General features: G+C 59.3%; 11 protein-coding genes and 1 pseudogene. 10 read left to right on the plus strand and 2 right to left on the minus strand.

Features of this window, described 5'->3' with window-relative positions; translation table 11 throughout:
- The first annotated feature begins 99 nt into the window (after positions 1 to 99).
- The 3 genes and pseudogenes from AC1MDT_RS11855 to AC1MDT_RS11865 all read left to right on the plus strand — a co-directional run bounded on the left by AC1MDT_RS11855 (position 100) and on the right by AC1MDT_RS11865 (position 2,927).
- Positions 100 to 1,458 (plus strand): nucleobase:cation symporter-2 family protein, encoded by a 1,359-nt coding sequence (locus tag AC1MDT_RS11855; RefSeq protein ID WP_480422189.1) that lies wholly within the window; start codon positions 100 to 102, stop codon positions 1,456 to 1,458.
- 172 nt (positions 1,459 to 1,630) lie between these two features.
- Positions 1,631 to 1,732 (plus strand): annotated as a pseudogene (locus tag AC1MDT_RS11860) (outer membrane protein OmpK); the annotation flags it as partial.
- A 409-nt stretch (positions 1,733 to 2,141) separates the two neighbouring features.
- Entirely contained in the window at positions 2,142 to 2,927 is a 786-nt protein-coding gene (locus tag AC1MDT_RS11865; protein ID WP_480422190.1) for an outer membrane protein OmpK, read from the plus strand.
- A 125-nt stretch (positions 2,928 to 3,052) separates the two neighbouring features.
- On the opposite strand, the gene AC1MDT_RS11870 is transcribed toward AC1MDT_RS11865, so the two are convergent.
- Together AC1MDT_RS11870 and AC1MDT_RS11875 are read right to left on the minus strand one after the other, a co-directional pair.
- Positions 3,053 to 4,225 (minus strand): patatin-like phospholipase family protein, encoded by a 1,173-nt coding sequence (locus AC1MDT_RS11870; protein ID WP_480422191.1) that lies wholly within the window; start codon positions 4,223 to 4,225, stop codon positions 3,053 to 3,055.
- 35 nt (positions 4,226 to 4,260) lie between these two features.
- The gene (locus AC1MDT_RS11875) at positions 4,261 to 5,193 is read right to left on the minus strand and encodes a lipid A biosynthesis lauroyl acyltransferase (RefSeq protein WP_480422192.1); all 933 of its coding nucleotides are present in this window, start codon (positions 5,191 to 5,193) and stop codon (positions 4,261 to 4,263) included.
- Between the two features lie 118 nt (positions 5,194 to 5,311).
- Here AC1MDT_RS11875 and minC point away from each other — a divergent pair, with 118 nt between their 5' ends.
- The 7 genes from minC to AC1MDT_RS11910 all read left to right on the plus strand — a co-directional run bounded on the left by minC (position 5,312) and on the right by AC1MDT_RS11910 (position 12,208).
- Positions 5,312 to 6,049, plus strand: coding sequence for a septum site-determining protein MinC (gene minC / locus AC1MDT_RS11880; RefSeq protein WP_480422193.1), 738 nt, complete (start codon positions 5,312 to 5,314; stop codon positions 6,047 to 6,049).
- 201 nt (positions 6,050 to 6,250) lie between these two features.
- The gene (gene minD / locus AC1MDT_RS11885) at positions 6,251 to 7,063 is read left to right on the plus strand and encodes a septum site-determining protein MinD (RefSeq protein WP_150631077.1); all 813 of its coding nucleotides are present in this window, start codon (positions 6,251 to 6,253) and stop codon (positions 7,061 to 7,063) included.
- A complete protein-coding gene (gene minE, locus AC1MDT_RS11890; RefSeq protein WP_007944431.1) occupies positions 7,063 to 7,317 on the plus strand; it encodes a cell division topological specificity factor MinE in 255 nt (84 codons plus the stop codon). Before minD ends, minE begins: the two co-directional genes overlap by 1 nt.
- Before the next feature lie 180 nt (positions 7,318 to 7,497).
- Positions 7,498 to 8,133 carry an RluA family pseudouridine synthase gene (locus AC1MDT_RS11895; protein ID WP_008146175.1) on the plus strand — a complete coding sequence of 212 codons (636 nt, stop codon included), beginning with the start codon at positions 7,498 to 7,500 and terminating at the stop codon, positions 8,131 to 8,133.
- A gap of 202 nt (positions 8,134 to 8,335) precedes the next feature.
- Positions 8,336 to 9,625 carry a M18 family aminopeptidase gene (locus AC1MDT_RS11900; protein WP_480422194.1) on the plus strand — a complete coding sequence of 430 codons (1,290 nt, stop codon included), beginning with the start codon at positions 8,336 to 8,338 and terminating at the stop codon, positions 9,623 to 9,625.
- A 172-nt stretch (positions 9,626 to 9,797) separates the two neighbouring features.
- The gene (locus tag AC1MDT_RS11905; RefSeq protein ID WP_414905889.1) at positions 9,798 to 9,974 is read left to right on the plus strand and encodes a hypothetical protein; all 177 of its coding nucleotides are present in this window, start codon (positions 9,798 to 9,800) and stop codon (positions 9,972 to 9,974) included.
- 77 nt (positions 9,975 to 10,051) lie between these two features.
- Positions 10,052 to 12,208: a mechanosensitive ion channel domain-containing protein gene (locus tag AC1MDT_RS11910; protein ID WP_480422195.1), complete on the plus strand. Its 2,157-nt coding sequence runs from the start codon at positions 10,052 to 10,054 to the stop codon at positions 12,206 to 12,208.
- Positions 12,209 to 12,306: the final 98 nt, after the last annotated feature.

Genomic DNA, 12,306 nt, shown 5'->3' on the forward strand with positions numbered 1-12,306 from the left:
TGTATGGCCTGTGTGGGAGCGAGCCTGCTCGCGAATGGCCGCGCCGCGGCCAACCTGATGCACAAAATCACAAGAATAAAAAAAGATCCGAGGTGTTGCATGTCCGAGCTATCCGCAGCGCGCATCCCCGACGCACCCGCCATTCAGCGTTTGCCCCTTTTGCAATTGATCCTGGTCGGTCTGCAACATGTTTTGCTGATGTACGGCGGTGCCATCGCGGTGCCGCTGATCATCGGACAGGCCGCTGGCCTGAGTCGTGAAGAAATTGCCTTTTTGATCAACGCCGACCTGCTGGTGGCCGGGATCGCGACCGTCGTGCAGTCGCTGGGCATCGGCCCGATGGGTATCCGCATGCCGGTGATGATGGGCGCCAGCTTCGCCGCCGTTGGCAGCATGGTTGCCATGGCCGGCATGCCGGGTATCGGTCTGCAAGGGATCTTCGGCGCCACCATCGCCGCTGGTTTTTTCGGCATGATCATTGCGCCGTTCATGTCCAAAGTCGTCCGCTTCTTCCCACCTCTGGTCACCGGCACCGTCATCACCTCGATCGGTTTGTCGCTGTTCCCCGTGGCCGTTAACTGGGCAGGCGGCGGTGCGGGTGCTGCTCAATTCGGCTCCCCGATTTACCTGGCCATCGCCGCGCTGGTGCTGGCCACCATTCTGTTGGTCCATCGCTTCATGCGCGGTTTCTGGGTCAACATTTCCGTGTTGATCGGCATGTGCCTCGGCTATGTGATCTGTGGTTTGATCGGCATGGTCGACCTCAGCGGCATGGCTCAGGCGCCTTGGGTACAAATCGTCACCCCGCTGCATTTCGGCCTGCCGAAGTTCGAACTCGCACCGATTCTGTCGATGTGCCTGGTGGTGGTGATCATCTTCGTCGAGTCCACCGGGATGTTCCTCGCGCTGGGCAAAATAACCGGTCAGGAAGTCTGCCCACGGATGCTGCGTCGCGGCTTGCTGTGTGATGCCGGCGCTTCGTTCTTCGCCGGTTTTTTCAACACGTTCACTCACTCCTCTTTCGCGCAGAACATCGGCCTGGTGCAGATGACCGGCGTGCGCTGCCGCTCGGTGACCATCGTCGCCGGCGGCTTGCTGGTGGTGCTGAGCCTGCTGCCGAAAGCAGCGTTCCTGGTCGCCTCGATACCGCCCGCCGTACTGGGCGGCGCGGCGATTGCGATGTTCGGCATGGTGGCGGCCACCGGCATCAAGATTCTTCAGGAAGCCGACATCGGTGACCGTCGCAACCAGTTGCTGGTAGCGGTCAGCATCGGCATGGGGCTGATTCCGGTGGTTCGTCCGGAGTTTTTCGCACACTTGCCACTGTGGATGAGCCCGATCACCCACAGCGGAATTGCGATGGCGACGTTGAGTGCGTTGTCGCTGAACCTGCTGTTTAACATCCTCGGCGGCGCCGAACGCGCGGCCATCAACGACTGCCACGCCCACCCGCATTGACACAGTAAAGGCCGACAACCCTGTAGGAGCGAGCTTGCTCGCGATGGACGCTAACGATAACGAGTGTTTCCTGGATAAACACGGCGCTCCATAGACCATCGCGAGCAAGCTCGCTCCTACAAAGGTCAGCGGCTGCCTGCGCCTCAAACAATAAAACGACGGGGAGCAACAGATGATTCGGACACAGCCAAACTTGTTGTTGGGCGGTGGCCTCTTGGCCGCCAGCCAGGCCATGGCCGGCGATTTATTGCTGTGGCAGACCAACAACCCGAGCGCCGCCACCCTGCTGGTGAAGGTGCACTTTTAAGATGGCCCGCAACCACGCCGCAAACCTGTCGTCGGTGCGCTATTGCGGAGCACTTGAGACCTGGCCAAGTAGTCAGTATTCTCCGCGGCCGCCTGAATCCGCTTTAAAAAAAAGTCCGGATTTATTTTCTGACCAAATAGCCAACTTATCCCGGCCCTGGACAGTATCAAGGCATTCCAACCCCCCTCTCAATCGACTGTTCTTGAGCAGCCGAGCGGGAGTTTTTTTGCTTTTTGAAAGCCTTGGCTCAGCGTTTGCCAACCGCACCGACGCTGACCGAATGGACGATTTATTACCGCTACAGATAACGGCGCCAAACCAGAGCGCCGACCTTAGAAAAATAACGTGGAACCACCTACTTTTTGGGAGCAACCGAATGAAACGTACGTGCACCAGCCTGATGCTCGCGGGATCTTTACTGGCCGGCGGCCAGGCGATGGCCGGCGACTTGCTGCAATGGCAGAACAACAGCCTGACCTATCTCTATGGCAAGGACTTCCAGGTCAATCCGAGCATTCAGCAGACGGTCACATTCGAACACGCCGACGCCTGGAAATATGGAGATAACTTCATGTTTGTCGACAAGATCTTCTACAACGGCAAGCCTGACAGCTACGTCGGTTCGAACACCTACTATGGCGAGATCAGCCCGCGCTTGTCGTTCGGCAAGATCTTCGACCAGAAACTCGAATTTGGCCCGATCAAAGACGTATTGCTGGCCATGACTTACGAGTTCGGCGAAGGCGATACCAAGTCCTACCTGATCGGTCCTGGTTTCGACCTGGCGATCCCGGGCTTCGACTACTTCCAGCTGAACTTCTACCAGCGTCACACCGAAGGCGGCCGTCCGGGTAGCAACACCTGGCAGATCACTCCGGTCTGGTCCTACACCATTCCGGTGGGTAATTCGAGCGTCCTGATCGATGGCTACATGGACTGGGTGGTCGACAATGATACGAACGCCAAAGGCACTTACCACGCCAACCTGCACTTCAATCCTCAGATCAAATACGACTTGGGCAAAGCGCTGAACATTGGCGAGAAACAGCTGTACGTCGGTGTGGAGTACGACTACTGGAAGGACAAGTACGGCATCGAAGACAGCCAGGCCTTCAAGACCGATCAGAGCGCCACGAGCTTGCTGGTGAAGTACCACTTCTGATCAGTTGATTTAGCGGGCGTCTGGAAGGACGCCATCGCGAGCAAGCTCGCTCCCACAATTGATCTTCGTCGCGCTGAAGATCCCTTGTGGGAGCGAGCTTGCTCGCGATGGCCACACCGCAAATATCAGGCAGGTATTACAGGCTCCACCAACCCAAGAAACCGACACAGCTCATCCTTCTTGGCCAGCGCATCCCGCCGCCCAAGGTCAATCAATTCGCTGCAATACCCCGACTCGAACAGCAGATAGCTCAGCACCCCCGCCCCGCTCGTCTTGGTCGCCCCCGGCCCGCGCAGAAACAGGCGCAGTGCCGCCGGCAATTCCTGCCGATGTCGCGCTGCAATTTCATCAATCGGCTGACTCGGTGAAATCACCAGCACGTCCACCGGCGCCACACCCAGCGCACGGGTCGGCGTGCCGTCGGGAAGCAGATGACTGAACTGATTCAGACGTTGCAGCAGCTCGATATCACTTTCCAGGCTGTCGATGAACGTACTGTTGAGCAGGTGCCCGCCGATCTGCGCCAAGGTTGGCTGTTGACCGGTATAGGCGCGTTGCAGCGGCTGTTGTGGGTCGACCCCGCGAGGGTTGCCGCTGACACCGACCACCAGCACTCGGCTGGCGCCCAGGTGCAGGGCCGGGCTGATGGGTGCCGACTGGCGCACCGCACCGTCGCCGAAATACTCTTCGCCGATTTTTACCGGCGCGAATAAAAGCGGAATGGCAGAACTGGCAAGTAAATGTTCGACGGACAATTGGGACGGAATGCCAATGCGCCGATGGCGCAACCAAGCTTCAATGGTGCCACCGCCCTGATAAAACGTGACGGCCTGGCCGGACTCGTAACCGAATGCCGTGACCGCTACCGCGTTTAACTGCTTTTGCGCGATGGCATCGGCGATGCCGCTCATGTGCAGCTTGTCATTAAGCAACTCGCGCAGCGGCGAGCTGTTGAGCAAGGCCACCGGAACCTGTGCGCCGATGCCGAGCAAGCTGTGCCCAACAAAGCGGCTGGCCTGATGAATGACCCCCGGCCAGTCACTGCGCAACACCAGATGACTGCGAAAGCCCTGCCAAAAAGCTGTCAGGCGCTCGATGGCGCCACGGAAGTCCATCGCTCCACTGGCGAGGCTGACGGCGTTGATCGCACCGGCAGAAGTGCCGACGATCACCGGAAACGGATTACTGGCACCGACCGGCAACAGCTCGGCAATCGCCGCCAGCACACCCACCTGATAAGCCGCCCGGGCCCCGCCGCCGGAAAGAATCAACCCTGTTACCGGTTCAGCAGGACTCATCGCAACACTCCATGGTGCTCAAGGGGATCAACGACTCAACCGCGTTTCTTGTACAGTTTCGGCTCGCCCGGCGGACGGCTCTTGAAGCGGCGATGCGCCCAGAGGTATTGCTCAGGACACTCACGCAAGACGCCCTCGACCCATTGATTGATCCGCAGGCAATCGGCCTCTTCGGTCTCGCCGGGGAAATGTTCGAGCGGTGCATGGATCACCAGACGATAACCGCTGCCATCGGCCAGGCGCTCCTGGGTAAACGGCACCACCAGCGCCTTGCCCAGTCGCGCAAACTTGCTGGTGGCGGTAACCGTTGCGGCCTGAATCCCGAACAACGGCACGAAAATACTCTGCTTGGCGCCGTAGTCCTGATCCGGTGCGTACCAGATCGCCCGGCCCGCCCGCAGCAGTTTGAGCATGCCGCGCACGTCGTCGCGCTCCACGGCCAACGAGTCGAGGTTATGCCGTTCGCGGCCACTTCGCTGAATGTAGTCGAACAGCGGATTCTTGTGCTCACGGTACATGCCGTCGATGGTGTGCTGCTGGCCGAGCAATGCCGCGCCGATTTCCAGCGTGGTGAAATGCACCGCCATCAGAATCACGCCTTTGCCGTCGCGCTGGGCTTTTTTCAAATGCTCCAACCCTTGGACATGGGCCAGCTTCGCCAGACGCTGACGCGACCACCACCAGCTCATGGCCATTTCAAAGAATGCAATGCCGGTGGACGCAAAGTTTTCCTTGAGCAGGCGTTTGCGCTCGTCCGCGGATTTTTCCGGGAAACACAGTTCCAGATTGCGCTTGGCAATGCACCGTCGGTCGCCTGCCACTCGATACATCAATGCACCGAGGCCGCGTCCGATAAACAGCAACGCCGGATATGGCAACTGGACAATCAGCCACAACAGCCCCAAGCCACACCACAGAGGCCAAAAACGCGGAGAAAGAAATGCTGTTCGAAAACGCGGGCGATCCATTAAAGCTTCCGTCAAGACAATGGCCGCGCATTCTACATCGTTCGACCCGGCTTGCGGCTCGCGGGCGTTCTCGTTATAAGTCTCGGCACTTTTAGTGACAAGTCGTTGTATGCCGACCATGAGCCAAACCGAACCGTTAGTCCAAGATCCCGTGTTCCAGTTGAAGGGCAGCATGCTCGCCATTACGGTGCTGGAGCTGACCCGCAACGACCTCGAGAGCCTCGATCGGCAGCTGGCCGCCAAAGTCGCCCAAGCGCCTAATTTCTTCAGTAATGCACCGCTGGTGCTGGCCCTGGACAAACTCCCGGCCAGTGAAGGCGCCATCGATCTGCCAGGCCTGATGCGCGTCTGTCGCCAGCATGGCTTGCGCACCCTGGCGATCCGCGCCAGCCGGATTGAAGACATCGCCGCCGCCATTGCAGTCGACCTGCCCGTACTGCCGCCGTCCGGTGCCCGGGAACGCCCGCTTGACCCGCTCGAAGGCCAAGTGAAGAAAAAGCCGGAAAAACCACCGGAGCCCACCGTCAAACCGACGAAAATCATCACGTCGCCCGTCCGTGGCGGCCAGCAGATTTATGCCCAGGGTTGCGATTTGGTCGTGATCTCGTCCGTCAGCCCGGGGGCGGAACTTCTCGCCGATGGCAACATCCATGTATACGGCCCTATGCGCGGACGCGTATTGGCCGGGGTCAAAGGCGATACGAAAGCCAGGATTTTCTGTCAGCAAATGAGTGCTGAACTGGTCTCCATTGCAGGCCACTACAAGGTTTCTGAAGATTTGCGTCGCGACCCTTTATGGGGCGCCGGCGTGCAAGTCAGTCTGTCGGGCGATGTGTTGAACATCATTCGGCTTTAACGGATACTGCCGCATTTTCCAAGCATCTCTAAAACGTAGCGAAAACGGCTCAAACGAAGTAGGAAAAAGGCCAAAAGCAGTGTTTACCGGAGGTAAGCACCGCCCAGGACCGGATTCCATCCAAGGCTGTCCGACTGCAGTAGTTTTTCAAGAGATGTTTTTCAGGGGCTAAAAGTCCTTTTTCCTTAGGGGTGAAACACCTTGGCCAAGATTCTCGTGGTTACATCCGGCAAGGGTGGTGTGGGTAAGACCACCACCAGCGCCGCTATCGGTACCGGCCTCGCACTGCGCGGTCACAAAACAGTTATCGTCGACTTCGACGTTGGTTTGCGTAACCTCGACCTGATCATGGGTTGCGAGCGTCGCGTGGTGTATGACTTCGTCAACGTTGTGAACGGCGAAGCCAACCTGCAGCAAGCCCTGATCAAAGACAAACGCCTGGAAAACCTCTACGTACTGGCCGCCAGTCAGACCCGCGATAAAGACGCGCTGACCGTCGAAGGCGTAGAAAAAGTGCTGATGGCACTGAAAGAAGATTTCGAATTCGTGGTCTGTGACTCACCAGCGGGCATCGAGAAAGGCGCCCACCTGGCCATGTACTTCGCGGACGAAGCGATTGTCGTGACCAACCCGGAAGTGTCCTCGGTTCGTGACTCGGACCGCATGCTGGGCCTGCTGGCCAGCAAGTCGCGTCGCGCTGAAAACGGCGAAGAACCGATCAAGGAACACCTGCTGCTGACCCGCTACAACCCGCAACGCGTCAGTGACGGTGAAATGCTCGGCGTCGAAGACGTCAAAGAAATTCTGGCCGTTACCCTGCTGGGTGTGATTCCGGAATCCCAAGCGGTACTCAAGGCTTCCAACTCCGGCGTGCCGGTGATTCTCGACGATCAGAGCGACGCCGGTCAGGCGTACAGCGATGCGGTCGATCGCCTGCTGGGCAAAACCGTGGAGCATCGGTTTCTCGATGTAACGAAGAAAGGATTCTTTGAGCGTCTGTTTGGAGGCCGGTAATGAACATTTTTGACTTCTTTCGTGCTAACAAGAAGCCAAGTACCGCATCGGTAGCGAAAGAGCGTCTACAGATTATCGTGGCGCATGAACGCGGCCAACGCAGTACCCCGGACTACCTGCCAGCCTTGCAGAAGGAACTGGTCGAGGTGATCCGCAAGTACGTCAATATCGGGTCCGATGACGTGCACGTCGCTCTGGAAAACCAGGGCAGCTGCTCGATTCTGGAACTCAATATCACCCTGCCTGATCGCTGAGTCGATCCGGCGGGAGCCACGGCGGTTCAGGCCTTCCAGGCGTCGTGTAGGAGCGAGCTTGCTCGCGATGGTATGTCAGACGCATTGATGTCTACTGACACACCATCGCGAGCAAGCTCGCGCCTACAAGGGGCAGCGAAAGCCTGAGCCGCCGTTGGCGTTTGTTACGAGGCTGTTTTAATGCCGCTGTCCAACATCCGCATCATCCATCAGGACGCCGCCGTGCTGGTGGTCAACAAACCCACCCTGTTGCTCTCTGTGCCCGGTCGGGCCGATGACAACAAGGACTGTCTGATTACCCGCCTGCAAGAAAATGGCTATCCGGAAGCGCGAATCGTCCATCGGCTGGATTGGGAAACCTCCGGCATCATTCTGTTGGCCCGTGACCCGGACACTCATCGCGAGCTGTCTCGGCAATTTCACGACCGCGAAACCGAAAAAGCCTACACCGCACTCTGCTGGGGCCAACCGGAACTGGACAGTGGCAGCATCGATCTGCCATTGCGCTACGACCCTCCGACCAAGCCGCGCCATGTGGTGGACCATGAGTTTGGCAAACATGCCCTCACGTTCTGGCGCGTGCTGGAACGTTGTGGCGACTGGTGCCGCGTTGAACTGACGCCGATCACCGGCCGCTCCCATCAGTTGCGCGTGCACATGCTTTCCATCGGCCACCCACTGCTGGGTGACGGGCTGTACGCCCATGAGCAAGCGCTGGCTGCCTGGCCAAGGCTGTGCCTGCACGCGAGCATGCTCAGCTTCACTCACCCCCAGAGCGGTGAGCGCCTGCGTTTCGAGTGCCCTGCACCGTTTTAAAGACCAATACAATCCAAAACTGTAGGAGCGAGCCTGCTCGCGAAGGTCGTCAACGATAACGCTGGAAACCTGACACCCCGCGGCGTTCTCAGATCTATCGCGAGCAAGCACGCTCCTACAGTACAGGGATCTTCCACAGCAGCCCGCCGCCAATTATGTGACCAATACGGTAAACTGGCGCCATTGCTGTCTGGAGCTACTTATGCGCGAAGAATTGAACCAAGGCCTGATCGACTTCCTCAAGGCCTCCCCTACCCCGTTCCACGCCACTGCCAGCCTTGTCCAGCGCCTGGAAGCGGCAGGCTATCAGCGTCTCGACGAGCGCGAGCCATGGACGACCGAAGCCAACGGTCGTTACTACGTCACCCGTAACGATTCGTCGATTGTCGCGTTCAAGATGGGCCGTCATTCACCGTTGCACGGCGGCATTCGCCTGGTCGGCGCCCACACCGACAGCCCGTGCCTGCGAGTCAAACCCCAGCCGGAACTGCAACGCCAGGGCTTTTGGCAGCTGGGCGTCGAAGTCTATGGCGGCGCACTCCTCGCGCCGTGGTTCGACCGCGACCTGTCCCTGGCTGGCCGCGTGACCTTCCGCCGAGATGGCAAGGTCGAGAGCCAGCTGATCGACTTCAAGGCACCGATTGCCACCATCCCGAACCTGGCCATTCACCTCAACCGTGAAGCCAACATGGGTTGGGCGATCAATGCCCAGACCGAGCTTCCGCCGATTCTTGCGCAATTTGCCGGTGACGAGCGCGTGGACTTCCGCGCCGTCCTCACCGACCAACTCGCCCGCGAACACGGCCTGAACGCTGACGTCGTGCTCGACTACGAGCTGAGCTTCTACGATACCCAAAGCGCGGCAGTCATCGGCCTGCATGGCGATTTCATTGCGGGCGCGCGCCTGGACAACCTGTTGTCGTGCTACGCCGGCCTGCAAGCCTTGCTGACCACCGAAACCGACGAAACCTGCGTGCTGGTCGCCAACGACCACGAAGAAGTCGGCTCCTGCTCCGCTTGCGGCGCCGATGGCCCGATGCTGGAGCAGACACTGCGTCGCCTGCTGCCCGAAGGTGATGAGTTCGTACGGACTATTCAGAAATCCCTGCTGGTCTCGGCCGACAACGCCCACGGCGTGCACCCGAACTACGCGGACAAACACGACGCCAACCACGGCCCGAAACTCAACGCAGGCCCGGTTATCAAGGTCAACAGCAACCAGCGCTACGCGACCAACAGCGAAACCGCCGGCTTCTTCCGCCATCTGTGCATGGCCGAAGAAGTGCCGGTTCAGAGCTTCGTGGTGCGCAGCGACATGGGCTGCGGCTCGACGATCGGCCCGATCACTGCCAGCCATCTGGGCGTGCGCACCGTGGACATCGGCCTGCCGACGTTCGCCATGCACTCGATCCGCGAGCTGTGCGGCAGCCATGACCTGGCGCACCTGGTCAAAGTGCTGAGCGCGTTTTACACCTGCCGCGAGCTACCGTAACCGCCCCTGTAGGAGCGAGCTTGCTCGCGATGAAATTGAAGACGACGCATTTTTCCAGGCAGCATGCGCCATCGTTCACGCCCATCGCGAGCAAGCTCGCTCCTACAGACAGCACCCCGGCGGGCCAAAAGCCACCTAGACTTTAACTATCCCTTTCGACAAGGTAGTCGCCATGATCTCGTTGTCCTCTTTTCACGCCATGCTGGTCCCGATTCTTGCCGGGATGATCATGCTGGCGGTCGGCTTCAATTTTCGCGACAAAAACGCGGGTGTGTTCGCGATGTGGATCGGCATGCTGACGATCCTCGCCACTGTGGTTTTCAAGATTCTCGCCAAACTCAACGAATAAATCCTCACCCCCGGCTCGCATTGATTTTGGCGGGCTCGTACACTCGGTCGATCTGCCCATTCAAGGTTGACCGCCTAGTGTTCGCTCGTCTTTTTACCCTGCCATGTTTTCTCCTTGCCTGCCTCATGACACTGCTGCCGATGGCGCCTGCCCAGGCTGTCAGTTTGCCGAGCCTGCTTAACAGCCCGGCGAAAGCCCAGCCAGAGGCACAAGCGCCCTTGGGGCAATCGCTGGACGAAGTGATCAAGTCGCTGGAGAACGACCAGCAACGAACCCAGCTGCTGACGGACCTGAAGAAGTTGCGCGACACCACTAAAAAAGCCCAGCCGACCACCGAAGAAGGTGTGCTGGGCTTGATCGGTGGCACCCTGGCCAGTTTCGAAAAGCAGTTTTCCGGGGCCGACAGCCCGCTCAATCGCTGGTCCGAAGAGCTCAATCTGGCCCAGGATGAACTGAAGGAACTGGCGCTGCCGGCCAATGAATGGCTGCCGATCATATTTGCCTTCGCCATGATTTTGATGGTCTGGAGTCTGCTGGCCGCTGCGCTGATCTGGCTCGGCCACCGGGTGCGCATGCGCTTCGGCCTGACCGAGGAACTGCCGCAGCACCCCAAGGCCCTCGACATGTTGCGCTTCGCCCTGCGCAAACTCGGGCCATGGCTGATTGCCTTGGTGATAACGGTCTATATGAGCTACGCCCTACCCTCATCATTGGGCAAAAGCCTGGCCATGGTGCTGGCCTACGCATTGGTGGTCGGCACCTGTTTTTCAGCGATCTGCGTGATTGCCTTTTCCTTGCTCGACGGTCCCCACCGCCACCGCGCCCTGTATATCCTGCGGCACCAGGCTTTTCGGCCGCTGTGGTTGATCGGCAGTTTCGCCGCCTTCGGTGAAGCCCTGAGCGATCCGAAAATGGTCGACAGCCTTGGCACTCACCTGGCGCACACCGCGTCGACGCTCGCCAACGTGCTGGCGGCGATCTCGACCGGGCTGTTCATCCTGCGGTTCCGCCGTCCCATTGCGCACCTGATCCGCAATCAGCCGCTGTCACGCCGCCTCACTCGCCGGGCGTTGAGCGACACTATCGACATTCTCGGAACCTTCTGGTTTTTGCCGGCGCTGGTACTGGTGGGCATTTCACTGTTCGCCACCTTCGTCTCCGCCGGCGACACCAGCACCGCACTGCGTCAGTCGCTGATCTGCACCGTGTTGCTGGTGTTATGCATGGTCATCAACGGACTGGTCCGCCGCCATGCCCTAAAACCGCACCGCGGCGCGAAGCGCCATGCATTGTATTCCGATCGCCTGAAAAGCTTCTTCTACACCCTCGCCCATCTGCTTGTCTGGCTGGCGTTCATCGAACTCGGCCTGCGGGTCTGGGGCCTGTCGCTGATTCGCTTTACCGAAGGCGACGGCCATGAAGTCAGCGTCAAACTGTTCAGCCTCGGCGGCACGCTGATATTTGCCTGGCTGATCTGGATTCTCAGCGACACCGCCGTGCACCACGCACTCACCCGCTCGCGCAAAGGCCTGGCCAATGCTCGTGCGCAGACGATGATGCCGCTGATTCGCAACGTGTTGTTCGTGGCCATTTTCATCATTGCGCTGATCGTCGCCCTGGCGAACATGGGCATGAACGTTACGCCACTGCTGGCGGGTGCCGGCGTGATCGGCCTGGCCATCGGCTTCGGCGCACAGTCACTGGTTGCCGACCTGATCACGGGGCTGTTCATCATCATCGAAGATTCGCTGGCCATCGACGATTACGTGGATGTCGGCGGTCACCTGGGCACTGTCGAAGGCCTGACCATTCGTACCGTGCGACTGCGGGACATCGATGGCATCGTCCACACCATCCCGTTCAGCGAAATCAAAAGCATCAAGAACTACTCCCGCGAATTCGGCTACGCCATCTTCCGGGTAGCAGTGCCCTCCAACATGGACATCGACAACGCGATCAAACTGATGCGCGACGTCGGGCAGAAGATGCGCACCGACCCGCTGCAACGTCGCAACATCTGGTCGCCGCTGGAAATTCAAGGCGTGGAAAGTTTCGAGTCGGGTAATGCGATTCTTCGCGCTCGCTTCAAGACCGCGCCGATCAAGCAATGGGAGGTTTCCCGGGCGTTTAACCTGTCGCTCAAACGGCATCTGGATGAAGCCGGACTCGACCTGGCGACACCGCGCATGAGCGTGCATGTGGTTACGGCGGGGGGCGGGCCGGTAACGGATTAACCCAAACATTGTGGGAGCGAGCCTGCTCGCGAAAAACGCACAGGCACCCCGCTTACTCAGACCGCACACGTAATCGTTCACGTCCATCGCGAGCAGGC

The sequence above is a fragment of the Pseudomonas sp. ASL7 genome, assembly GCF_056680375.1.

Bases quoted from the DNA above. Each gene is read 5' to 3' on its own strand.
- AC1MDT_RS11905 (WP_414905889.1), top strand. From the start codon at position 9,798: ATGATCTCGTTGTCCTCTTTTCACGCCATGCTGGTCCCGATTCTTGCC.
- minC (WP_480422193.1), top strand. From the start codon at position 5,312: ATGAGCCAAACCGAACCGTTAGTCCAAGATCCCGTGTTCCAGTTGAAG.
- AC1MDT_RS11900 (WP_480422194.1), top strand. From the start codon at position 8,336: ATGCGCGAAGAATTGAACCAAGGCCTGATCGACTTCCTCAAGGCCTCC.
- AC1MDT_RS11895 (WP_008146175.1), top strand. From the start codon at position 7,498: ATGCCGCTGTCCAACATCCGCATCATCCATCAGGACGCCGCCGTGCTG.
- AC1MDT_RS11875 (WP_480422192.1), bottom strand. From the start codon at position 5,193: ATGGATCGCCCGCGTTTTCGAACAGCATTTCTTTCTCCGCGTTTTTGG.
- minE (WP_007944431.1), top strand. From the start codon at position 7,063: ATGAACATTTTTGACTTCTTTCGTGCTAACAAGAAGCCAAGTACCGCA.
- AC1MDT_RS11865 (WP_480422190.1), top strand. From the start codon at position 2,142: ATGAAACGTACGTGCACCAGCCTGATGCTCGCGGGATCTTTACTGGCC.
- AC1MDT_RS11855 (WP_480422189.1), top strand. From the start codon at position 100: ATGTCCGAGCTATCCGCAGCGCGCATCCCCGACGCACCCGCCATTCAG.
- AC1MDT_RS11870 (WP_480422191.1), bottom strand. From the start codon at position 4,225: ATGAGTCCTGCTGAACCGGTAACAGGGTTGATTCTTTCCGGCGGCGGG.